A 23,780-nucleotide genomic window follows, 5' to 3' on the forward strand; every position below is an offset into this window, starting at 1 on the left:
ACATGCACACTAATATTTGCAAAGTCTTCTGTGCAAAGAAAAATATGCACACATACGCGAAGGAGGCACTGCAACCGACGGTCGTGCTCGCGGCACCAGCGCAGGCGGACAGCATCTACTACGGATCCATCGCCATCTCGGAATCGACCGGCACCACGGGACGTTCGTGGAACTACGATTCGGCATCCCACGCCGAATCGTCTGCAGTCGACGCCTGCGATGAATCCGATTGCTACGCCTTCGTGACTGTCGCGAGCGGATGGTGCGCCGCTGTCGCACTGGCAAGCGATGGCACGTGGTCGTGGGCACGGGCCGGCAATCGCGCGGAGGCCACCGCGAACGCTATCGGTGCTTCATCCGGCCCCAATCCGATCGTCCAGTCCTCCGTGTGCCAGGACTAGCCGCGGATACAGACAAGGGCGCCCGCGCGGGGCCAGAAACAGCAAAGGCCCTCTCCGGATCCCGGAAAGGGCCTTAGACCTCGGAGCCGCCTGGGGGAATCGAACCCCCGACCTTTTCATTACGAGTGAAGCGCTCTACCGACTGAGCTAAGGCGGCGTGCCTTGCGGCGACGAGAGTCTATCGCGAGTGGGGCTGGATCGCGAAAACGGGTGGTCAGGTGGAGCGGGCGGCGATGAGGGTGGCGACCATGGCGGCTACGGCGAAGCGGGGTTTGACGTTGAGGTCGAGGGCTTCGCGGCAGGCGAGGACGGCGTCGATGCTGCGGAGGAGGCCTTCGGGGCGGACCGAGGCGGCGAGGTCGGTGATGTCGTCGGCCATGTCGGGGTGGGTGAGGGTGATGGTGGCGCCTCGGCCGGCGAAGCGGAGGGCGAGGGCGTCGCGGTACATGCCCGCCACGTCGATGAGGGCGCGGTCGAGGGCGTCGCGGCCGGTGCGAGTGGCGCGGGATTTCTGGCGGCGTTCCAGTTCTTTCAGTACGCCTGCCGAGCCGCGGGTGGCCGAGGCCGCGCCTTTGCCGGTGCCGCCCGCGCCGAGGGCGGTGGCGAGTTCATCGCGTTCGCGGTCGTCGCGTTCGGAGCTCATCTGTTTGGCTTCGTCGTCGGCGGACTTCACCAGTTCGTCGGCGGCGGCGTAGGCGGCGCCCGGGCGCTCGGTGGCTTTGACAAGGGCGAGGGCACGCTGGCGGCGTTTGCGGGCATCGTCGTCGGTGGCCAGGCGGCGCGCGCGGCCGACGTGCCCGCCGCTCACCGACGCGGCCCATTCGGCGGTTTTCGCATCGAGCCCGTCGCGCTCTTTCAGCACCTGCGCGATGGACGGCACCGACGGCGTGACCAGGTGCACATGTCTGCACCGGGAGCGCAGCGTGACCGAGATGTCCTCGGGATCGACCGAGGGTGCGCACAGCAGGAAGACGGTGCGGTCCGGCGGTTCCTCCACCACCTTGAGCAGCACGTTGCCCGCCGCCTCGGTGAGCCGGTCGGCATCCTCGACGACGACCACCTGCCAGCGGCCGGTACTCGGGCGCCGCGAGGCGACCTGCACGATCTCGCGCATCTCCTTGGTGCTGATGCTGAGGCCTTCGGGTACGACCCGACGCACGTCACCGTGCGTTCCGGCCATCGTGGTCGTGCAGGCGTGGCACTTACCGCAGCCGACGGTGTCCGGGTCGGTGCACTGCAAGGCCGCGGCGAAGCACAACGCGGCGATCGAACGGCCCGATCCCGGTGGTCCGGTGAACAGCCAGGAATGCGTCATCGCCCCGGTGACCACACCGGCCCGCGCCGCAGTGGCGGCAGCGGTCAGCTCGGTCTCGACCACGTCTTGGCCGACCAGTCGATCGAAGACTCCTGCCACGGCACACACCCTAGTCGCGTGCACCGACAACCCCGAGAGCGGTGGCCGTCAGCCGACGCAGAACCCACTCGCGGCCTGAACTGTCGAAGAACGTGCTCGCGCGTCAGTCTTCGCTCGCCCCAGCGCTTTTCGCTGTCGCCTTCTTGGCAGGGGCTTTCTTCGCAGCAGTCTTCTTCGCGGTCGTCTTCTTGGCTGTGGTCTTCTTGGCTGTGGTCTTCTTGGCCGCCGTCTTGGTCGCCGTCGACTTGGCCGCGGTCTTCTTGGCAGGAGCCTTCTTCGCCGTCGCCTTCTTCTTCACCGGGCCACGCGCACGCCGTTCCGCCAGCAGCTCCGAGGCGCGCTCGTCGGTGATCGACTCCACTTCGTCACCCTTGCGCAGGCTCGCGTTGGTCTCACCATCGGTGACGTACGGACCGAAACGGCCGTCCTTGATGACCATGGGCCGGTCGGTGGCCGCATCCTTGCCGAGCTCGCGCAGCGGTGCCGCGCTCGCCGCCTGCCGCCCACGCCGCTTGGGTTCGGCGTAGAGCTTGAGCGCCTCGTCCAAGGTGACGGTGAACAACTGCTCTTCCGACGCCAGCGAACGGGAGTCGGTGCCCTTCTTCAGGTATGGGCCGTAGCGGCCGTTCTGCGCCGTGATCTCCTCGCCGGAGGTGGGGTCGTTTCCGACCACGCGCGGCAGCGACAGCAGCTTCAGCGCGTCGTCGAGCGTGATGGTCGACAGATCCATCGACTTGAACAGCGACCCGGTGCGCGGCTTGACCTCCGCGGCCTTCTTCGTCGTCTTCTTCGCGGGTGCGGCAGCGGGGTCCGGCGCGGGCGGCTCGGGCAGGATCTCGGTGACGTACGGCCCGAAACGTCCTTCCTTGGCGACGATTTCATGCCCGGTGGCCGGATCGATACCGAGCGAACGACCCTCCTGCGGCGTCGAGAACAGCTTCTCGGCGACCTCGGGGGTCAGCTCGTCGGGCGGCAGATCGTCGGGCAGGTTGGCCCGCTGCGAGATCGGATCACCGTCCGGGTCATCGGGATTGACGACCATGCGCTCCAGATACGGCCCGAACCGGCCGACGCGGACCACCACATCGCGGCCCTCGTCGTCGACGAACATCTTGATGGAGTTCACTTCGCGCGCGTCGATGTCGTCGAGCTGCACCGAGACCATCTTCTTGAGGCCACCCGAACGCGCGACCGAACCCTCGGCGCCGTTCTCGCCACCGAAATAGAAGCTGGACAACCAGTTTCCGCGCTGCTCGCGCCCACCGGCGATGGCGTCGAGGTCGTCCTCCATGGCGGCGGTGAAGTCGAAGTCGACGAGCCTGCCGAAGTACGCCTCGAGCAGACCGATCACCGCGAAGGCCACCCACGACGGCACCAGCGCACTGCCGCGCTTGTACACATACCCGCGATCGAGAATCGTCTTGATGATCGAGGAGTAGGTCGAGGGTCGGCCGATGCCGAGTTCCTCGAGCGTCTTGATGAGCGACGCCTCGGTGTAGCGGGCGGGCGGGTTGGTGCTGTGGCCATCGGGGTTGAGCTCGACAGCCGTGACCGCCTGGCCCTCTTCGAGTGCGGGCAGGCGCGACTCGGCGTCGTCGGACTGGCCGCCCGCCTCCTCGTCGACACTCTCGACATAAGCCTTGAGGAAGCCGGGGAAGGTGATGGTGCGGCCCGAGGAGGAGAACACGCACTCCTCACCGGAACGCGCGGTGCCGGTGATGCGGAGGGTGAGCGTGGTGCCGCGCGCGTCGGCCATCTGTGAGGCGACGGTGCGCTGCCAGATCAGCTCGTAGAGGCGGAATTCGTCCTGGTCGACCTTCGACGCGAGCTGCCCCGGCGTCATGAAGGTGTCACCCGACGGACGGATCGCCTCGTGTGCCTCTTGCGCGTTCTTGACCTTACGGTTGTACTGACGCGGCGTGGGCGACACGTACTCCGAGCCGTAGAGCTGGGTGGCCTGCGAACGGGCCGCGGCGATCGCCGACTCCGACAGCGTGGTCGAGTCGGTTCGCATATAGGTGATGTAGCCGTTTTCGTACAGCCGCTGCGCGACGCGCATGGTGCGCTCGGAGGTGAATCGCAGCTTGCGGCCCGCTTCCTGCTGCAACGTCGAGGTCATGAACGGCGGATACGGCTTGCGCGTGTACGGCTTGGCCTCGGCCGAGCTGACCACCAGGTCGACACCGTCGAGTGACTCGGCGAGCCGGCGCGCGTACGCCTCATCCAGCACGACCACGCCGGAGGCGGACTTGAGCTGGCCGTCGGAACCGAAATCGCGGCCCGATGCCACGCGCGCGCCCTCGACCTGCACCAATCGGGCGCCGAACGTACGCGGGTTGGTGGAGTCCGACTTCTCGTCGGGGCCCGCGTCGAGCTTGGCGGCGATGTCCCAGTACTCGGCGGAGCGGAACGCGATGCGCTCACGCTCACGCTGCACGATCACCCGGGTGGCCACCGACTGCACGCGACCGGCCGACAGGCGCGGCATGACCTTCTTCCACAGCACCGGACTGACCTCGTAGCCGTAGAGGCGGTCGAGGATGCGGCGGGTCTCCTGTGCGTCGACCAGGTCGTTATCGAGGTCGCGGGTGTCGGCGGCGGCCGCGAGGATGGCGGGCTCGGTGATCTCGTGGAAGACCATCCGGCGCACCGGGACCTTCGGCTTGAGCGTCTCGAGCAGGTGCCAGGCGATGGCCTCGCCCTCGCGGTCGGGGTCGGTGGCGAGGTAGAGCTCGTCGGCGTCGGCCAGCAGGCCCTTCAGTTCGGCGACCTTGGCCTTCTTGTCGGGGCTGACGACGTAGATCGGCTCGAAGTCGTGGTCGACGTCGACGCCGAGGCGAGCCCAGGGCTGGCCCTTGTATTTGGCGGGCACGTCGGCGGCGCCGCGTGGGAGGTCGCGGATGTGGCCGACGGAGGCTTCGACGGTGTAGTTGCGGCCGAGATAGGGCGCGATCTTGCGGGCCTTCGTCGGGGACTCGACGATCACGAGACGACGCAGGGGTCGCCCCTGGTCGGCTGAACTGCGGTCTCGTGTTGCCACCGGCGAACACCTTCCTTCTAGATCCGCGCCTCGGCAGGTCCGCTCGGAGCGCGGCTGGGGCAGACGGCGCGACGTTCGACATCGCCACCAGTGACGTTTATACCCTGCGCCCATAGGAAGAAGCGCCGTCGGCGGCTGGCGCCGGGGTTTTCAGGTGCGCGTGCTCGCGTGTCCCGGGCCTGCCGTTCTGGCCGATCGTACCCGGAAATGGCTCGTCCCCCACCTCCGCGCACGGGGGTGGGGGACGGGCGTAGTTGTGTTTCGCAGCTCAGGAGAGCGCGCGAACGCCGGTGGCCTGCGGGCCCTTGGTGCCCTGGCCGACCTCGAACTCGACCTTCTGGTTTTCCTCGAGGGTACGGAAGCCCGACCCCTGGATCTCCGAGTAGTGGACGAAGACGTCAGCGGAGCCGTCCTCGGGCGCGATGAAGCCGAAGCCCTTCTCCGCGTTGAACCACTTCACAGTTCCCTGTGCCATTCTGTTCCTTCTCTTTCTTACCGGAACGGCGGACAACTGGGTTCGTCCACCGGGTCCGTTGAGACCGCTGTACTGTTGGATCCCCCTGCAAGGAAAACCTGAGCACGGCGTTCGCAACATCGATCCTGCTGATGGTTGGACTTTGGATCCGTACCTCGAACACAGAAGCTTGCGACCGAGACCCAGTGAACCATGTCTACGAGCAATTCAACAGTCGAGTTACCGACAATTTGCAAAATTCTTGATCTTGCGAATGCGCAGGTAAGGGGACGATTGGGTGTATCCGTACTTTCAGTCTGTTTGCTTGGGGATAACCGGGTGAGCTTCCAGCAAACCTCCTGTGACCCAGGTCGCTATAGGGTTACGAAAACCCAGGTAGCCCTCGGCGCACACACACGTTTCACACTTCCGATGTCGCATGAGAGGGCAACCGGATGAATCCGACAGAGCGGACCGAGGTCCGCGCGTCGCCCGCGGCCGAAAGTTACGGTCGATCGTTGCTGAATCGTGTCCTGCTCGATGCGGCATCGAGCACTGGTCCACTGACCCATGTCGCGGAGCTGCCCGCACGGCCAGCCCGTACAACGGGCTGGCCTAATTGGCTGCCGTCGGAGCTGGTCAGCGCGCTGAGCGCACAGGGTATCGAGCGGCCGTGGGCGCATCAAACCCGCACCGCCGAGCTCGCCGCCGCAGGCGAACACGTCGTCGTGAGCACCGGAACCGCCTCCGGTAAGTCCCTCGGCTACCAGTTGCCGGTCCTCACCGCCCTGCATGACGACCCGCGCGCGACCGCCCTGTACCTGTCACCGACGAAGGCTTTGGGTGCTGATCAGTTGCGGGCCGTCGGCTCGCTGATCCACGACAACCCGCTGCGCGAAGCCCATCCGGCGAGCTACGACGGTGACACTCCCGCCGAGGTCAGGCAGTGGGTTCGGGCCAATGCGCGCTGGATCTTCACCAATCCGGACATGCTGCATGTGGGGGTGCTTCGGTCGCATCAGCGCTGGTCACGGGTATTGCGCAACCTGCGTTACGTGGTGGTCGACGAATGCCACGCCTACCGAGGGGTGTTCGGGTCACATGTCGCGCTGGTGCTGCGCAGGTTGCGAAGGCTCGCGCGGTTCTACGGTGCCGATCCGGTGTTCATCCTGTGCTCGGCCACCAGCGCCGATCCGGCCGGGTCGGCGAGCCGGCTGGTCGGGGCGTCGGTCATCGCCGTAACCGAGGATGGTTCGCCGTGCGGCGCGCGGACTGTCGCACTGTGGGAACCGCCGTTGAGCACCGTGGTGACCGGGGAGAACGGGGCGCCTGTTCGGCGTACCGCGACGGGCGAGGCCGCCAAGATCATGGCGAGCCTGGTGGCCGAAGGGGCGCGGACATTGACCTTCGTGCGTTCCCGGCGCGGAGCCGAACTGATCGCGCTCGAGGCGCGTCGAGTACTCGCTGATACCGCTCCTGAACTGCGAGAGCACATCGCCGCGTATCGCGCCGGTTATCTCGCCGAGGACAGGCGGGAGCTCGAGCAGGCGTTGTCGCGTGGCGATCTGCTCGGCGTGGCGAGCACCAATGCGCTCGAGCTCGGTGTCGACATCGCCGGTCTCGATGCCGTCGTCATCGCCGGTTTTCCCGGCACGGTCGCGTCGTTCTGGCAGCAGGCGGGCCGGGCGGGCAGGCGTAGGCAGGGTTCGCTGGTGGTGCTCGTCGCGACCGACGATCCCCTCGACACCTATCTCGTGCATCACCCGGAAGCCCTTCTCGACCGACCGATCGAGGCAACGATCACCGACCCGTACAACCCGTACATCCTCGGTCCGCAACTGCTGTGCGCCGCGCTGGAACTGCCGCTCACCGATGCCGAGGTGACCGAGCTCCGGGCCGCCGATGTACTCGCTGAACTGGCCGAACAGGGCCTGATCAGGCGCAGGCCCGGATCCGGGCGTCTGCCGGCGCGCTGGCATGTGACGGCACAGAGTCACCCCCACGACGCCGTCGACGTGCGGGGCGGGCTGGGCACGCCCATCGCGATCGTCGACGCCGAGAGCGGGCGGTTGCTCGGCACCGCCGACGCCGGGCGGGCACCGGCCACGCTGCACGACGGTGCAGTGCACCTGCATCAGGGCGAGACCTACCTGGTCGACGAACTGGACCTCGACGGTGGCGTCGCGTTCGTCAACGAGGTGGATCCCGGTTTCACGACCAGCGCCAGACAGGTCACCTCGATCAGCATCGAAACGGTGCTCGAGCAGCGGGTGTTCGGCGCGGTCACGACGGCATCGGCGCAGGTCGCGGTGACCAACCAGGTCATCGGCTACCTGCGCACGCTGGTGACCGGCGAGGTGCTCGACCAGGTGGAACTCGACCTGCCCGCGCAGACCCTGCACACCAAAGCCGTCCTCTACACCGTGACGCCGCGGCTGCTCGCCGCCGCGGGTATCTCCGACGATCAGCTTCCCGGCGCCCTGCATGCCGCCGAGCATGCGGCCATCGGGATGTTGCCGCTGGTGGCGGGGTGTGACCGCTGGGATATCGGCGGTGTCTCCATCGCCGAGCATCCCGATACCGGCGCGCCGACGGTGTTCGTCTACGACGGACAGCCGGGTGGCGCGGGCTTCGCCGAACGTGGATTCGCCCAGCTCAGCGCATGGTTGTCGGCAACGCTCGACGCGATCCGCAGCTGTGGGTGCCACGAGGGTTGTCCGTCCTGTGTGCAATCACCCAAGTGCGGCAACGGCAACAATCCGCTCGACAAGGCGGCCGCCGAACGCCTGCTGGTGGCGGTGCTCGGTGAACTCGCAAGCCATTCCGACGGCTCGGCCACGGCGTGATGCGGCCGTCGCGTCATCGTGACCGCCGCTACACCCCGCCGAAACTTTACTGGTCAGTTGTCCGAATTTGCCCTGACCAGTCCAAACGACCTGAGTGTTACTCGTCGGTAGAATAAAAAGGAATCTCCTTCCATTAACTGACACATTGCCAATCAAGCATCGATGGTGTTCATCGTCATTTGTTTCATTTTTTTCGCGACGCCTCCAATAAAAGCGCTGGAAATGGCTGGGGTGGCGTTCCGGTAAATTCCAGTTAGTTCAGCCCGGAAGCAAGCCGACCTGTGCGAACGCGTGGCATCACCCGCTCTCCTCGACCGGGCCCGCCCGCGCCGCGCCGACCACGGACCGCACACCGAACACCCCGAGCCCCACCTGCCGTTCGACCGTCACCACGGCATCCCACTGCTCCACCTCGCACCGTGACAGGCGCGCACCCATCCGCCGCGCGACATCGTCGGCCTCCGCGCATCCCACCTCCGCCCCCTCCACCAAAGCGCCCGCAGCGGCCAGCGCCCCGAGATCGGCCGCTGCCTGCACTCGGTGCCGTGCCACCACCACGGCACCGACCTGCCCAACCATCAAGGTCGAACAAATGAGCCCCGCCAACGCAATGCACGCGAACGCTGTCGCACCACCCTGGTCGCCGCCCGAAGCTGCGGACCGGTTCCGCCACCGGTTGCGGGAGGGCGAGCCACACCGGAGGCCGGCTCGACGGCTGTGCGATCCCTGGCCGATCGTGTGACGCAGAGCCTGGGCGAGTGCGGTGCGCATCAGTCCTGAGCCACGTGGGCAGGGAGGACAGACCGCGTGGTCGACAGATGGCGGTGTGTCCCGAAGAGGGATCGGTGTAGTCATGGCTGGGTTCCGGGTTCGACGACGGCTACCGCTTCGGCTCGGAGTTGCAGGCCGGGGAGTAGTGGAGTGGTTGCGGCGACCGTGGCGATGACGCGGTCACCGTCGTTGCGGAGTTCGACGGTGGCCCCGGGTGGGGCGACGGTGCGGCCTGCGGCGACGGCGTGGGTGGTGTCACCGCGTGCGGCCAGGCGCGCGGTTTCGCGGGCGGCGTCGACACAGCGCACCTGGGTCGACGCCGCGAGCAGTGCGCCGACGCAGAGGGCGACCGCGCATACGAGGGCGGCGAGGGCGATGGCGGCCTCGACCGTCACCGCTCCCGAATCGTCTGTGAGACGGCCTGCGCGACAGCGGTTTACACGCTGGTGTTGAGTGCCTTGTCGATGATCGATGTCAGCGCGTTGACGATGTTGTCCCCCGTGACCACCGCGTAGAGCACCGCGCCGAAGGCAGCCGCGGCAATGGTCCCGATCGCGTATTCCGCCGTCGACATCCCGGCGTCGTCGAAGAGCAGACGAGTGAAGCGGGCTCGGACCTCCAGGCAGACGGTGCGTACGTGCGTCATCGTGATCCCCTCTCATTTCCCACCGCGCGGACGATCCGCCCGGTGACGTTTCGTGGCCCGTGTGGAAGGCGTTCACGGCAGGGCGCCGTTGCCGAGGACCCGGCCCGCCAAACCGACTACGACGGGGACGATCCCGAGGCAGACGAAGGCGGGCAGGAAGCAGAGACCGAGTGGGCCGCCGATCAGCACACCCGCACGTTCGGCGCGTGCCACGGCGGCGTCTTCGACCACTTCGCGTCGCTGCGTTGCCAATTCGGTGACCGCGGTGGCCAGCGAAGCGCCTGACCGGGCCGAGCGTCGCGCCATCCGCGCCAGCGACTCGACTTCATCGGCACCCGCGGAACCGGCCGCGTCGGCGGCGGCGCGCTCCCATGCCGTGGTGGCGTCGGCGCCGAGCGCCAGTAGGTCGGCGGCCCGCAGCAGAGCGGCGCATAAGACCGGTGGTGCGGTGGGAGCGCTGGCTCGTGCGGCTGCTGCCATCGGCAGCCCGGCTCGCAGGCACGCGGCGAGCAGATCGAATGCCGAAGCCGACCCCAACGGGTCCGCCTTCGCCGTCACCCGCACCGGAGCCGTTGCCGCCGCAGGCCCGAGTCCTCGCAACCTCCGACTGACTGCCACCCTCCCGGGCAATACCAGCAGTGCAACAGCCAGAATCAGCACCGCGAGCGGTAGCGGCACACCGAGATCATGCTGCACAACAACCCCTTTCACTCGACATCGGCAACCGTCCACACCCATCCACAGCTCTGTGCACAGTCCACAACCGCTGGTGTGCCGACTCTGGTCGGCGCGTGGGCGGTGCAAGCCTCGCCGGACCGGCGCGCCCCTGCTCGAGTCGGTCCCGCGCAGGCCGGACGAACAGATGGCCGCGAGCTCCCGCCCGCGTACAAGAACGCGCGTGTGCACTCGTCCTGGGTGGGGACACCCGCCACAGCAGTTCACAAGTCGGCAGTGACTCGAGACTCATCGGAACGCTCATGCCGTCCCCCTTCGGGTGATGACATCCGTCCACAGCAATCCACAGCAGGCCAAGGCGGTGCCGAGGGGTAGAAGGAATTCGCCTGCGGGAGAGGCGAAGAGGACGGACAGGGGCGCGGCGCCCATCAGCTGGCCGAGTCCTATCCCTACCAGCGGGAGCCCGGCGAGGACCGTGGCGGAGGCTCGGGCGCCTGCCAGCGCGGATTCGGTGCGGTCGCGAAAGCGGGTACGGGCGAGGAGGTCGGTGCGGGCGGCGGAGAGGAGTTCGGCCAGCGCCAGGCCGTGTTGCTCGGCGACGCGCCAGGCGGTCGCAATCCGCGACAGCTCTTCGGCGACCACGGAATCCGGATGCACCAATCCGTCGGCGCCCGAACCACCGAGACGGCTTCGACCCGCGCTGATCGCGAGCACGCGCGCCGCTTCACCCCGCGACTCGCCCGCGGCCGATTCCGCCGCCGCGCTCGGGTGAGCTCCGACTCGCAGCTCACCGACGACAGCTTCCAACCCGGCCAGCAGATGCGCGCATTCCTGCCGACGCTCCCGCTCAGCCTTCCCGCGCCGATTGCGCACAGCCACAGTCACACCGAGCATGAGGGCGGCCAACCCCGTTCCGACTCCGAAGCCGAAAGCCGCACACCCCGACAGGATTCCCACACACCACTCCACAGGCACACGCGGCGACCGGCCCCGCTGCGCCACCCCGAACAGCCGCGCGAACCTCCGCTGCCCTCCCGAAACCGGAAGCACAAGCACCGCGACCGCACAACAGAGCAATCCAACGCCCATCTCTCTCACCTCCACTCACGTCTTGCGACAACACGTTCGACGAGCAGCTTTTGTCCACAGGCGTCCACATCGGTTGAAGATCTCTCGCCCGTCGACGGAGCCGCATACCTGCCCGACAACAGAGGAGAAACCGCCTGCACCTTCGCGCCGGTACGCGACTCGTCTTCGAGAGCTCTGCGCACATCACTCTTGGGAGCTCTGTGCACAACTCGGGACGAGCGTCTCGAGACAGCGGCGCAGCAAGGCGAGGAGCTCGCGGCCTCGCGCCTCGTCTCGCAACGGCGGGGAGGTGCGGACCGAGATCGGTTGCGTCTGCCGATGACCGGTAAGAAGCGCAGATCAATCACTCATCCGAGCCTCGATTCCAGGAGCCGGGCCAGTTCCGGAGCGCCCGGAGCCGGGGCCGAATCGGAGCGCCAGGCGGGGGTGATGTGGATGGAGTCGGTATCGCGCTGGAGAATTCCTATTTCCCGGAGGCCTCGGGTGCCGTCGGCGCGGCGGTGGACGTGGAGGACGACCTGGACCGCGGCGGCCAGCTGGCTGTGCAGGGCGGCGCGGTCCATTCCGCCGAGGGCCGCGAGGGCTTCCAGTCGGGCGGGAACTTCCTGGGGTGAATTGGCGTGAACTGTTCCCGCTCCGCCGTCGTGGCCGGTGTTGAGGGCGGTGAGCAGATCGACGACCTCCGCGCCGCGGACCTCGCCGACGACGATCCGGTCGGGGCGCATCCGCAGCGCTTGGCGGACCAGATCGCGAACAGTGACCTCGCCTACCCCTTCCACATTGGCCGTGCGCGCCACCAGGCGCACCACGTGCGGATGTACGGGTGCCAGCTCTGCGGCGTCTTCCACACAGACGATCCGCTCGGCGGGATCCACGGCCGCCAGCAGCGCGGACAACAAGGTCGTCTTTCCCGCACCGGTTCCGCCGACCACGAGGAACGCGAGGCGGGCGCGCACGATATCGCCGAGCAGCGCACGGGCCGCGGGAGCTAGCGAGCCGGCGGCCGCGAGGGCATCGAGGCCCTGGGTGGCTGGGCGCAGGACGCGCAGCGACAGGCAGGTGCCGTCGTGGGCGACAGGCGCGAGGACGGCATGCAGCCGCACGCCGAACGCGTCGCCGAGTGTTGCCTCGGTGCCGGTGAGTTTGCCGTCGACCCACGGCTGGGCGTCGTCGAGCCTGCGCCCCGCCGCCAGGGCGAGACGCTGGGCGAGCCTGCGCACGGCGGCTTCATCGGCGAAACGCACGTCGGTGCGCTCGAGGCCGTGGCCACGATCTATCCACACCGCATCGGGACCGGTGACCAGAACATCGGCCACGCGCGGATCGTGCAGCAGCGGTTCGAGCAGGCCGGCGCCGGTCATCTCGGTCTGCAGCAGGCGCAGGGCGCGCAGCAGGTCGGTGTCGGCGAGGACACCGCCCGCTTCGGCGCGGATCGCGGCGGCGAGTTGGGCGGCATCGGTTGCGCCCGCGTGTTCGGCGAGGCGTTCGCGGACCCGCTCGAGCAGGTCGACGGTGACGAATGTCGTCATCACACCTCAGCCCCGACCATGGCGAGAACCGCGTCGGCCGCGTCGCGCAGCGGACCGCGCCTGCGCACGCTGAGCCCGCCGCGTTCGAGCCGCGCGGCCAACCCTGCTTGTCCACGCACGGCCGCGAGCAGCGGCAACCCGAGCACCTCGGCCACCTCCGCGCCGCGCAAACCGCCCGGCGCCGGGCCACGAACCACCAGGCCCCGGTTCGGGTTTCGCTCGCCGAGATACGCCGACACCACCTCGGCGGCGGCTACCGAACGCAACCGGGCGGGCACGACGAGAACGACGAGATCGGCGGCATCGACCATCACGTCGGCCGCCGCACCGCGCTCCCCCGACACATCGCAGACGACCAGATCACCTGCGGACCTACCGGATTCGATCACCGCACGCACCGCCGCGGGCGCCAGTTCGGCGGGCGGACCCGCGCGTCCGCAGGAGAGCACAGCCAGCCCGGGGCAGGCGGCAGGCAGCGCGTTGTGCAGCGCGGCGGCGGAAACTCGCCCGTCCTCGATCACCAGGTCGGGCCAGCGCAGCCCGGCGACGTTCTCCATGCCGAGCACGAGGTCGATGCCACCGTCCAGGGGCGCGCCGTCGATGAGTACCGCGTCGCGCCGCACTCGCAGCGCCGCACCGCGTAAGGCCGTCGCGGCGGCGAGGGTGGACGCGCCGGCTCCCCCACCCGCACCGGCCACGGCGACGACCACCCCTTCCCCGGTGCGCGACTCGGCGTGCTCGGCGAACTGTTCGACCAGCGCGACTGCCGCGCCCGGCAGCCCGACGACGCGTTCGGCACCGACGGCGGTGGCGGCCTGCCAGTCGGCAACGGCCGGTTCACCTTCGGTGACGAGCACGATCCCCGCCCGTCGCGGGCAGCCCGCCGCGGCGGCGGCGATCGCGGCATCGGTGTCGAGGATTACCAGGCCCGCGCCCGCCCAGGCGTGCCTGCCGACGGGCATGTGCCGTTCGTCGGTGACCCGCTCGGCGGCCGCGGCCACCCGGCGCACCTCGGCGCGCAGCCGTTCGTCGCGCACGAGCACGAGGGCGGGCGAGATCGGAGCGGAGGTGGGGGCGAGGTTCATGCGGTTCAGCGTGCTCGCGGAGAACCTCGGCCGACACCCGTCGAACGGCGATTGTGGATAACTCGCGGGGTGTGGATAACTTCCGAATACGCCGCCGGATGAAAGTAATCGTCCTGAAAATAGAGGACGGCCCCAGCCGGGGGGGAGGAGGCTGGGGCCGTCGGGTTCAGCCCCGGGGGGTCGGGCTGAACGCGCCTGGACCATGTCCAGGTGTCAGCAATACTACACCCATAACCCGCCGACGGCGCAAGTAGCGTCGGCCGACATTCTTCGGCAATTCGCGCCCTCCGGCGTCCGCGGGGCAAACGCCGAACAGTTGCCTGAGCGGGCGGATCCCCCACCCGTCGGCGCGCGTGCCTATCCTGTTGTCGTGACCGCCGATCGCCGCCAGACTCCGCCTACGGACACAAGACTCGATTCCTCGGGCCGTGCACCGACGGCCGGCGGGCGGGTGGCCGCGTTCTTCGATCTCGACAAAACGGTGATCGCGAAATCGAGCGCGTTCGTGTTCAGCAAACCCTTCTACGCGCAGGGGCTGATCAACCGCAGAGCCGTACTGGAGAGCAGCTACGCGCACTTTTTGTTCCTGCTGTCGGGTGCCGATCACGACCAGATGGAACGAATGCGGGCAAACCTGGCCAACATGTGCGCGGGCTGGGATGTGCAACAGGTGAAATCCATTGTGGCCGAGACGCTTCACGAGTTGGTCGACCCGCTGATCTACGCCGAGGCCGCCGACCTGATCGCCGATCACAAGATCCGCGGCCACGATGTGGTGATCGTTTCGGCGTCCGGCGAGGAGATGGTCGGGCCGATAGCCGAGGCGCTCGGCGCCTCTCACACCGAGGCGACGCGGATGGTCGTCGAGGACGGAAAATACACCGGCGAGATCGAGTTCTACTGCTACGGAGAGGGAAAGGTGGCCGCGATCGAAAAGCTGGCCGCCGCAGAGGGTTACGACCTGTCCCGGTGCTACGCCTACTCCGACTCGGCGACCGACCTGCCGATGCTGAGCGCGGTCGGCCACCCGACCGCGGTGAACCCCGACCGCGCGCTACGCAAGGAGGCCGTCGCGCGCGGCTGGCCGGTGCTCACCTTCTCCAATCCGGTGTCGCTGTGGTCGCGGTTCCAGGCGCCGTCGAGCACCACGGTTGCGGCGACGGCGGCGGTCGGGCTCAGCGCCGTCCTGGCGGGCGCGATCAGCTACCGGCTGCTGCGTAAACGTCGCTGACCTGCGACGCAGGCTTGACCCGCAAGCACGGATCGCCGGCTGACACGCCGAAAACAAGCGGATTCGGTAATGCCACAGATACGCTTGAAGTGAGCGCGGTCACAGTGTAAGAATGGAGTCACGGAAGGACGGAAGGCCAAGACGGGACCGGAAGAGAAGGTTTCGCCTCCCATCCCACCCTTCCCAGCACGGACGCCAGGCACCCACGCGGAGCGCGCCGCGACAAGGGCAGCAGAGTTGTGGGCCTGCGAAATTCGGGCAGTCGTCGGCGAGAGCCTCGCACAGGTTGCGGGGATGAACCGGCGGGGTTCGGATGATCGCCGAGGCCACCGAACACAACCCACCCCAGCACGCTTGGTAACCAGGTGTTCCGTGCTAGCGGGCGGCGAAGTCGAGCAATCGGCACGCCGCCCGTTTCGATGTGTGGGGAAGGTCAGCCCGCGGCCGCGTCGGCGATCGAGTTGGCCTCTCGCGCACCGTCTTCGAGCGCACCCGCACAGAACAGCACCCATCCGCCGACACCCTCCGGCGTGCCCATGCCGAAGCCGGCGGCCGCATCGAGGTAGGCCTGCCTGCGACGCAGCCAGAACACCTCAGGAACGCCGAGGCTGCGGGGATCGAGCCCGGTCGACACCGCGACCAGTCGCGACGCCGCGCGGGCGACCACACCGTCGGCGGTGCCGAACGGGCGAAGTGTCATCAGCTCGCCGTGCACCACGGCGGCGATCACCGGCGCGGGCGCCGTGCTGGTCTGCACGGTCTGAGCCAGCAGGTCCAGCCGCTCCGCCACCCCGGGTACCGGGCGTGGCCTGCCGAGTTCCTGCTGATCGGTGACGAGGTCGGCGGCGGCGAGCAGATGCAGCCGGGCCAGCGCCTGCAGCGGGGCGCGGCGCCAGGTGCCGACCAGGTTGGTGAGCGCGTCACCGTCGAGCGCCTGGCCCACCCGCAGCGCACCGGCCAGCACCGGATCGCTGACTTTGCCGTCGGCGGGCAGATCGGTGCTCGCGCCCTCGATGGCAGCCGACGAACGCGCCGCACGGACGGCGGCCTCGGCGGCAGTGGTCGCCCAACCGCGCCGGTTGGACTTGTGCCGGTGCACCGCGGCGAGCGCGTCGCGCGCCTTGTCGGCGGCCTCACGCACGCCGGGCAGGTCGACCAGGGGCTGCAGCGGATCAGTCACGACATACGAGGCTACCGTTCCAGCGCACCGTCCCCGACGGCCACATGCAACCCGCCCGCCCTCGGCCAGACCCGGTCGGGCCACAGCACCTCTGCCAGGCGCTTCGCCGCCGGGGTCTTGGCCCGGCGGCGACGCGCCTCCAGCTCGGCCTGCCGCTCCGCATCGATTCGATCCACCGGCGCCTCCCCACCTCAGCGAGCCACGTCGCACCACCTCGGACCCGTCAACGGTACTCCGCTGAGCTGCGCTGACGCCGCTATTTCACGAGCTGCTGCCCCCGCAGTCCAGCGACAGTCCCGGCCAACGTTCTCGCTACTCGACCCAAGCCGACAACCATCGCTATCCAGCCGCCGATGCCCGCCGACGCACACCACTACCCAGCCAAGAGTTCCCGCCCCGGAATCGCCTCGAGCAGATCCCGCGTGTACTCCTCCCGCGGCGCAGCGAACACCTCGTCCGTCGCGGCCGATTCGACGACCTTCCCGGCTCGCATGACCAGCACGTTGTCCGCGATCTGCCGGACGACGGCCAGATCGTGGGTGATGAACAGGTACGTCAAGCCCAGCTCGGCTTGCAGATCGTTGAGCAGTGTGAGGATCTGTGCTTGCACCAGCACGTCGAGCGCGGACACCGCCTCGTCGCAGACGACCAGTTCCGGCGACAACGCGAGCGCCCTGGCGATCGCCACCCGCTGACGCTGCCCGCCGGACAGCTCGTTGGGGTAGCGCCGCAGCACCGACGACGGCAGCGACACCTTGTCGAGCAGGTCGCGCACCACCTTCTCGCGTTCGGCGGCGGTGCCGATCTTGTGCACCCGCAGGGGTTCTTCGACGGTGCGGAAGATGGAGTACATCGGGTCGAGGGAACCGTAGGGGTTCTGGAAGATCGGTTGCACGCGACGGCGGAAGGCGAAGGCGCCCTTGCTGTCCAGCGACGACACCTCCTGACCGTCGAACACCACCGAGCCTGCCGTCGGTTCGAGCAACCCGAGCACCATCTGCGCGATCGTCGACTTGCCCGAGCCGGACTCACCGACGATCGCGGTGGTCGTGCCGCGTTCCACGCAGAAACTCACGTCGTCGACGGCGGTGAAAGCCGTCGACTGCCACGGTCGTTTGCCGCGAATCTTGAACGTCTTGGTGAGGTTTCGCACGTCGAGCACCGTGTCGGGCAGCGCCTCGGTGGCGGCCACCTCGACGGCACGGTCGCGCACCGTCGCCCGCTGCCGCGACGACGACATCCGCTGCGCGGCAAGTGAGGGCGCCGAATTCACCAGCTTCTTGGTATAGGCGTGCTGCGGGTCACGCAAGATCTGCAGGGCCGGACCGGATTCCACCACCCGCCCGCGATACATCACCACGAGGTGTTCGGCGCGTTCGGCGGCCAGGCCGAGGTCGTGGGTGATGAGCAGCACGGCCGTCCCCAGCTCGGTGGTGAGCTCTTCGAGGTGACCGAGGATCTGGCGTTGCACGGTGACGTCGAGCGCCGAGGTCGGTTCGTCGGCGATGAGCAATTTCGGCCTGCACGACAGCCCGATCGCGATGAGCGCGCGCTGGCGCATACCGCCGGAGAACTCGTGCGGGTACTGGTTCACCCGCCGCTCGGCATCCGTCATCCCGGCCTCGGTGAGCAGTTCCACCGCCCGTTCGCGCGCGGCCGCACCCTTGGCGATGCCGTTGGCCTCCAGGGTTTCCCGGATCTGGAAGCCGATCTTCCACACCGGGTTCAGGTTCGACATCGGGTCCTGGGGAACCAGGCCGATCCCGTTGCCCCGGACGGCGACGATCTCCTTGGCCGAGGCCTTGGTGAGGTCCTTGCCCTCGAACCGGATGGACCCGCCGGTCACCTTGCCGGTGCCGGGTAGCAGATCGATGATCGCGTGCGCGGTCGTCGACTTGCCCGACCCGGACTCGCCGACGATGGCGACGGTCTGCCCGGGGTAGACGGTCAGATTCACCCCGCGCACGGCGGGCACCGGCTTGCCGTCGGAGGTGAAACTCACCTCCAGATCGCGGATTTCGAGCAGCGGTTCGGTGGTCATCGGGTGCGCTCCTTCGGATCGAGCGCGTCGCGCACCGCGTCGCCGAGCATGATGAAGCTCAGCACCGTGATGGCCAGCGCGGTCGCCGGGTAGAACAGGATCGGCGAGGTACGGATCTCGGACTTGGCACGGGAGATGTCGGCGCCCCAGGCCACGATGTCGGGCGGCAGACCGACACCGAGGTAGGACAGCGTGGCCTCGGTGACGATGAAGACGCCGAGCCAGATGGTCGCCACGACGATGAGCGGGCTCGCCGCGTTCGGCAGCACGTGCCGCATCAGCGTGCCGAACCGCGACACACCGAGCGCCTTCGCCGCCGTGACGTATTCGCTGTTCTTGGCCTCGATCACCGCGCCACGGGCGATGCGCGCGGCCTGCGGCCAGGTGAACGCGACGAGGATCGCGATCACCGTGGCGATCCCGGCCGGGCGGAGCAGTTGCAGCAGCACGATGGCGGCGAGCACCATCGGGATGGCGTAGAAGATCTCGGCGATGCGCGAGACGACGGTGTCGAGCAGTCCGCCGTAGAACCCCGACAGCGCGCCGAGCACCCCGCCGACCACCAGGAACAGCAGCGCCGAGCCGACGCCGACGGTCACCGAGGCGCGGGCGCCGTAGATGGTGCGCGCGTAGATGTCGCAACCCTGCTTGTCGAAACCGAACGGGTGACCGGGGCGAGGCCCGTCCATGCCGAATTCGCCGAGGCAATGGCGCGGGTCCTGGCTGGTGAACAGCGACGGCCACACCACGACCAGCAGCACGAGCACGATCAGCACGACGGCCACGAGGAATACCGGGTTGCGCCGCAGCCGCCGCCACGCATCGCCCCAGATGCTGGTCGGGGTGCCCGCGTCGAGCACGCGGTCGGTGGCGAGCACCTCCACCTCGTCGGCGGGGGCCACGAAATGCGATTGCTTGTCATGCATAACGGATCCTCGGGTCGAGCGCGGCATAGAGCAGGTCGATGACCAGATTCATCAGCAGGAAGAGCACAACGAGCACCGTCACGAACGACACCACCGTCGGCGGCTCACCGCGGATGATCGCCTGATACATGGTTCCGCCGACACCGGGGATGTTGAAGATGCCCTCGGTGACGATGGCGCCCGCCATCAGCGCACCGAAATCGGCACCGAGAAAGGTGACGACCGGGATCATCGAATTGCGCAGAATATGCACCGTGACCACGCGCCGGCGGCCGAGGCCTTTCGCCGTTGCGGTGCGCACGTAGTCGGCGGATTTGTTCTCCGCCACGGAGTTTCGCGTCAGGCGCAGCACGTAGGCGAACGAGAGCGAGCCGAGCACGAAAGCCGGGACGATCAGTTCGCCGATACTGGCGTTCCCGGTGACGGTCACCGGTGCGATGCCCCATTTCACACCGAGCAGGAACTGCGCGAGATAACCGACGACGAACACCGGGAGCGCGATGATCACCAGACTCGCGATCAGCATCGTCGAATCGAACAGTTTGCCCTTGCGTAATCCGGCGATCAAACCGAACAGGATGCCGAAGAAACCTTCGATCAGCACGGCGAGAAACGCCAGTTTGATGGTGATCGGGAAGGCGCGTTCGAGTTCCTCGCGCACCGGTCTGCCGGAGAACGAGGTGCCGAAGTCGAGGGTGAGAATGCCCTGCAGGTAATGCAGGTATTGCATGATGAACGGCTGATCGAGGTGGTAGCGGGCGCGCAACGCCGCCTCGGCCGCCGGGGTCAGCGCCTTTTCACCGGCCAGCGCCTTGATCGGGTCGCCGGGAATCAGGAAGACCATCGCGTAGATCAACAGCGTGGCGCCGAGGAACACCGGGATCATCTGGAGCAGGCGCCGGAGTATGTACCAAGTCATCATTCCTCCGGAAACGGCCGGGCCGAGCCACTTTTCGTGACCCGGCCCGGCGGCGAGTGGTTACTTCTCGATGTTCTCGAAGTCGAACAGGCCGTTCCAGGCGAGTTCGGCCTTGGTGACCCGATCGGAACGGCCCGCGGCGGCGATGTAATCGAACACCGGGATATCGGCCATATCCCGGATCAGGATCGCCTGTGCCTGCCCGATGAGTTTGTAGGACTCCTCCTTCGTCGCCGCGGCCATGGCGGCGTCGAAGAGGCGGTCCACCTCGGGGTTGTTGTAGTTGACATTGTTGGTCTCGGAGTAGCTGTAGTAGTTCGACCCGAGGAACTGCATCATCGTCGGGTAATCACCCTGCCAGCCGTAACGGAAAGCGGTGCCGATGGTTTCGGCGTTCACCGCGTCACGCACGTCCTTGAACGTCGGCACCGGATTGGCGACGGCGTCGATGTTGAGGGTGTTCTTCACGCTGTTGGCCACCGCTTCGATCCAGGCCTGGTGGCCGCCGTCGGAGTTGTAGGTGATGGTGTAGCGCGAACCGGCCCACGGCGACATGGCGTCGGCCTGGGCCCACAGCTTCTTGGCCTCCTCCGGGTTGTACTCGAACACCTCGGCGCCCGGGAGGTTCGCGTCGAAGCCGGGCAGTGTCGACGCGGTGAAATCACGTGCCGGGTTACGCAGGCCGTTGAAGATCTTCTCGATGATCTGCGGCCGGTTGATCGCCATGGAGATGGCCTTGCGACGCAGCACGCCCTCCGCACCCGCGAAATGCGGGACATTGGACTGGATCCCGATGTGCTGGTTCTGCGCCGTCGGCTTGGTGATCGCGCGGTCGCCGAGATCGCTCTTGTAGGTGCTCAGTGCGCTGTCGGGAATGGTGTCGAGCGCATCGAGGTTGCCTGCTTGCAGATCGGCATAGGCCGTCTCGTAGGACTGGTACATCACGAAGCGCAGGCCCTTGTTCTTGGCGGGCCTACCGCCCGGGTAATCCGGGTTGGGCTTCAAATCGATCTTGACGTTGTGTTCCCAGGATTCGAAAGCATAGGGGCCGTTGCCTACCGGCTTCTCACCGAAAGCCTTCATGTCCTTGAACGCCACCTCGGGCAGCGGATAGAACGGCGCGTAACCGAGGGCGCTCTCGAAGTCGATCGACGGCGACTTCAGTTCCACGGTGAAGGTGCGGTCGTCGACCACCTTCAAGCCGGACATGGTCTGCGCCTTGGGCTGTTCGGCATTCACCTCGTCGAAACCGGCGATCTGGCTGAACGCGTAGCCCTGCAACTGCGCGTTGGTACCGAGCGCGCCGTAATTCCAGGCATCGACGAAGGACTCGGCGGTGACCGTGGTGCCGTCGGTGAATTTCCAGTTCGGCTTGATGGTGATGCGATACGACTTGCGATCGGTGGTCTCGATCTTCTCGGCCATCTCGTCGTGCGCTTCGCCGTTGGCGTCGTAGTACTTCAGGCCCGCGAACAAACGGTCGACCACGCGACCGCCCATGTTCTCGTTGGTATTGGTCGGTACCAGGGGATTCTGTGGCTCTCCCGCATTGGTGGTGACAATGGCCGCATCGGCACTGTCATCGGACGAGCACGCGGTGAGACCGAGGCTTGTGGCCACGAGTCCCGCCGCGATCAGCGCGGTCGCTCTGATGAATCTCAACGATCTCTCCCGGTTCGCTTCCATGACGTGAAGGGGGCGCAATCATCTTCCGCGTCACATGTATCCCTACGGTTACATGTCGAATACGCGGAAAAGATTGCCGAACCCTTCCTGTTCGACAGAAAAAAATGAACAATTCTCGGAACCATCAGCTGAACGGTTGATCTAAAACGATAGCCCGGGATCGCCCGCCCTGTCCGCGAACTCACCGGATGAATCAAGCCCCACTGAACGTCTCGGAAACCGAGCTCACGCAACGCTCACGAGGGGGCGGACACGTTCGTTACTGTCGAGGTGCCACGGCTGCGCCCTGGCGACCGACCCGACCGCACCAGGCATGTGAGGCTGACATCGACATGACCGAAACCGCTGCAGGACATCAGGATTCGTATCCGCCGAGCGCCGAGTTCGCGGCTGCCGCCAATGCCGGTGCCGAACTCTACGAGCGGGCCGACGCCGACCGCGAGGGCTTCTGGGCCGAACAGGCGCGCCGCCTGCACTGGCACACACCCTTCACACAGGTCCTGGACTGGGACGACGCACCCGTGGCGCGCTGGTTCGCCGACGGCGAGCTGAACATTAGTTACAACTGCGTCGACCGCCATGTTCACGACGGCCACGGCGACCAGGTGGCCATCCACTGGGAGGGCGAACCCGGCGATTCGCGCGCGATCACCTATCGGGAACTGCTCGAGGAGGTTTCGCGCGCGGCCAACTACCTGACCGAACTCGGGCTTGTCGCCGGTGACCGGGTCGCCATCTACATGCCGATGGTGCCCGAGGCGATCGTGGCGATGCTGGCGTGTGCGCGGCTGGGGCTCACGCATTCGGTGGTGTTCGCCGGGTTCTCGCCGAGCGCGCTGCGTCAGCGGGTCGACGACGCGCAGGCGCGGTTGGTCATCACGACCGACGGGCAGTGGCGGCGGGGTAAGCCCGCGCCGCTGAAGGAAGCTGTCGACGAGGCGCTGGCCGCCAAGGGCGATGTGCCGTCGTCGGTGGAGCATGTGCTCGTGGTGCGCCGCGTGGGGACCGAGGTGCCGTGGACCGACGGACGTGACCTGTGGTGGCACGAAACCGTCTCCGCCGCTTCGCCCGCACATGAGGCGCAGCCGTTCCCGGCCGAGCATCCGCTGTTCATCCTCTACACCTCCGGGACCACCGGGAAGCCGAAGGGGATTTTGCACACCAGCGGCGGATACCTCACCCAGACCGCCTACACCCATCACAACGTCTTCGATCACAAGGCCGGACAAGACGTCTACTGGTGCACCGCCGACATCGGATGGGTCACCGGCCACAGCTACATCGTCTACGGGCCCCTGGCCAACCGCGCCACCCAGGTCGTCTACGAAGGCACCCCGAACTCCCCCAATGAGCATCGCCACTTCGAGATCATCGAAAAATATGGCGTCACCATCTACTACACCGCGCCGACGCTGATCCGAACGTTCATGAAGTGGGGGCGCGAGATCCCGGACGCCCACAACCTCACCAGCCTGCGTCTGCTCGGCTCGGTCGGCGAGCCGATCAATCCCGAGGCGTGGCGCTGGTACCGGGAAGTGTTCGGCGACAAGAAGACTCCGATCGTGGACACCTGGTGGCAGACCGAGACCGGCGCCATCATGATCTCGCCGCTGCCCGGCGTCACCGACGCCAAACCCGGCGCCGCCATGCGCCCCCTGCCCGGCATCTCGGCGAAGGTCGTGGACGAAGAAGGCAAGGCGGTGCAGCTCGGCGAAACCGAGGCCAACGGGTACCTGGTGCTCGACAAGCCGTGGCCGTCGATGCTGCGCGGCATCTGGGGCGATATGGACCGCTACCGGTCCACCTACTGGGAGCGCTACGCCGAGCAGGGCTGGTACTTCGCCGGT

The 23,780-nt window shown here is 67.4% G+C and carries 20 protein-coding genes and 1 tRNA gene; 4 read left to right on the forward strand and 17 right to left on the reverse strand.

All coding sequences use genetic code 11. The features are described 5' to 3' along the window. The first annotated feature begins 2 nt into the window (after positions 1 to 2). Positions 3 to 401, forward strand: a complete 399-nt coding sequence (locus NI2_RS26170; RefSeq protein WP_084476805.1) for a DUF4189 domain-containing protein — start codon at positions 3 to 5, stop codon at positions 399 to 401. Between the two features lie 84 nt (positions 402 to 485). On the opposite strand, the gene NI2_RS26175 is transcribed toward NI2_RS26170, so the two are convergent. The 4 genes from NI2_RS26175 to NI2_RS26190 all read right to left on the reverse strand — a co-directional run bounded on the left by NI2_RS26175 (position 486) and on the right by NI2_RS26190 (position 5,330). Then, positions 486 to 558: transfer RNA gene (locus NI2_RS26175), tRNA-Thr, on the reverse strand. Positions 559 to 615: 57 nt separating this feature from the next. Further along, a complete protein-coding gene (locus NI2_RS26180; RefSeq protein WP_067495845.1) occupies positions 616 to 1,815 on the reverse strand; it encodes a DNA polymerase III subunit delta' in 1,200 nt (399 codons plus the stop codon). A gap of 103 nt (positions 1,816 to 1,918) precedes the next feature. After that, positions 1,919 to 4,855, reverse strand: a complete 2,937-nt coding sequence (topA, locus tag NI2_RS26185) for a type I DNA topoisomerase (RefSeq protein ID WP_067495848.1) — start codon at positions 4,853 to 4,855, stop codon at positions 1,919 to 1,921. A gap of 268 nt (positions 4,856 to 5,123) precedes the next feature. Then, entirely contained in the window at positions 5,124 to 5,330 is a 207-nt protein-coding gene (locus tag NI2_RS26190; protein ID WP_011206895.1) for a cold-shock protein, read from the reverse strand. Positions 5,331 to 5,764: 434 nt separating this feature from the next. On the opposite strand from NI2_RS26190, the gene NI2_RS26195 reads away from it, so the two are divergent. Beyond that, a complete protein-coding gene (locus NI2_RS26195) occupies positions 5,765 to 8,155 on the forward strand; it encodes a DEAD/DEAH box helicase (protein ID WP_084476807.1) in 2,391 nt (796 codons plus the stop codon). A gap of 297 nt (positions 8,156 to 8,452) precedes the next feature. Here NI2_RS26195 and NI2_RS33270 read toward each other — a convergent pair whose 3' ends face one another. From NI2_RS33270 to ssd, 7 genes are all read right to left on the reverse strand, one after another. Then, positions 8,453 to 9,010 (reverse strand): Rv3654c family TadE-like protein, encoded by a 558-nt coding sequence (locus tag NI2_RS33270; protein ID WP_307658149.1) that lies wholly within the window; start codon positions 9,008 to 9,010, stop codon positions 8,453 to 8,455. Beyond that, positions 9,007 to 9,321, reverse strand: coding sequence for a TadE family type IV pilus minor pilin (locus NI2_RS26205; protein ID WP_067495854.1), 315 nt, complete (start codon positions 9,319 to 9,321; stop codon positions 9,007 to 9,009). The genes NI2_RS33270 and NI2_RS26205 overlap by 4 nt, the downstream gene beginning before the upstream one ends. Positions 9,322 to 9,362: 41 nt before the next feature. Further along, positions 9,363 to 9,572 (reverse strand): DUF4244 domain-containing protein, encoded by a 210-nt coding sequence (locus NI2_RS26210; RefSeq protein WP_067495857.1) that lies wholly within the window; start codon positions 9,570 to 9,572, stop codon positions 9,363 to 9,365. 72 nt (positions 9,573 to 9,644) lie between these two features. Continuing rightward, positions 9,645 to 10,310 carry a type II secretion system F family protein gene (locus NI2_RS26215; protein WP_084476811.1) on the reverse strand — a complete coding sequence of 222 codons (666 nt, stop codon included), beginning with the start codon at positions 10,308 to 10,310 and terminating at the stop codon, positions 9,645 to 9,647. A gap of 237 nt (positions 10,311 to 10,547) precedes the next feature. After that, complete coding sequence (locus NI2_RS26220) at positions 10,548 to 11,204, reverse strand: type II secretion system F family protein (protein WP_307658153.1); 657 nt, start codon at positions 11,202 to 11,204, stop codon at positions 10,548 to 10,550. A 479-nt stretch (positions 11,205 to 11,683) separates the two neighbouring features. Then, on the reverse strand, positions 11,684 to 12,865 hold the full coding sequence (locus NI2_RS26225; RefSeq protein WP_067495860.1) for a TadA family conjugal transfer-associated ATPase: 1,182 nt from the start codon (positions 12,863 to 12,865) through the stop codon (positions 11,684 to 11,686). Then, on the reverse strand, positions 12,865 to 13,950 hold the full coding sequence (gene ssd / locus NI2_RS26230; RefSeq protein WP_067495863.1) for a septum site-determining protein Ssd: 1,086 nt from the start codon (positions 13,948 to 13,950) through the stop codon (positions 12,865 to 12,867). The genes NI2_RS26225 and ssd overlap by 1 nt, the downstream gene beginning before the upstream one ends. Positions 13,951 to 14,320: 370 nt before the next feature. On the opposite strand from ssd, the gene NI2_RS26235 reads away from it, so the two are divergent. Then, entirely contained in the window at positions 14,321 to 15,181 is an 861-nt protein-coding gene (locus tag NI2_RS26235) for an HAD family hydrolase (RefSeq protein WP_067495865.1), read from the forward strand. A gap of 433 nt (positions 15,182 to 15,614) precedes the next feature. Here NI2_RS26235 and NI2_RS26240 read toward each other — a convergent pair whose 3' ends face one another. From NI2_RS26240 to NI2_RS26260, 6 genes are all read right to left on the reverse strand, one after another. Further along, positions 15,615 to 16,361, reverse strand: a complete 747-nt coding sequence (locus NI2_RS26240; RefSeq protein WP_067495868.1) for a Fic family protein — start codon at positions 16,359 to 16,361, stop codon at positions 15,615 to 15,617. A gap of 11 nt (positions 16,362 to 16,372) precedes the next feature. Further along, positions 16,373 to 16,537, reverse strand: coding sequence for a hypothetical protein (locus NI2_RS34020; protein ID WP_157104681.1), 165 nt, complete (start codon positions 16,535 to 16,537; stop codon positions 16,373 to 16,375). A 197-nt stretch (positions 16,538 to 16,734) separates the two neighbouring features. Further along, positions 16,735 to 18,402, reverse strand: a complete 1,668-nt coding sequence (locus NI2_RS26245) for an ABC transporter ATP-binding protein (RefSeq protein ID WP_067495871.1) — start codon at positions 18,400 to 18,402, stop codon at positions 16,735 to 16,737. After that, a complete protein-coding gene (locus NI2_RS26250) occupies positions 18,399 to 19,328 on the reverse strand; it encodes an ABC transporter permease (RefSeq protein ID WP_084476813.1) in 930 nt (309 codons plus the stop codon). The genes NI2_RS26245 and NI2_RS26250 overlap by 4 nt, the downstream gene beginning before the upstream one ends. Next, positions 19,321 to 20,247: an ABC transporter permease gene (locus tag NI2_RS26255; RefSeq protein WP_067495936.1), complete on the reverse strand. Its 927-nt coding sequence runs from the start codon at positions 20,245 to 20,247 to the stop codon at positions 19,321 to 19,323. Before NI2_RS26255 ends, NI2_RS26250 begins: the two co-directional genes overlap by 8 nt. Positions 20,248 to 20,307: 60 nt before the next feature. Continuing rightward, positions 20,308 to 21,933 carry a peptide ABC transporter substrate-binding protein gene (locus NI2_RS26260; RefSeq protein WP_067495879.1) on the reverse strand — a complete coding sequence of 542 codons (1,626 nt, stop codon included), beginning with the start codon at positions 21,931 to 21,933 and terminating at the stop codon, positions 20,308 to 20,310. Positions 21,934 to 22,265: 332 nt separating this feature from the next. Here NI2_RS26260 and acs point away from each other — a divergent pair. Next, on the forward strand, positions 22,266 to 23,780 hold a 1,515-nt coding region (gene acs, locus NI2_RS26265), incomplete at its 3' end, for an acetate--CoA ligase (protein ID WP_067495882.1).

It is taken from the genome of Nocardia ignorata NBRC 108230 (assembly GCF_001612905.1).
GTDB classification, from domain to species: Bacteria; Actinomycetota; Actinomycetes; order Mycobacteriales; family Mycobacteriaceae; genus Nocardia; species Nocardia ignorata.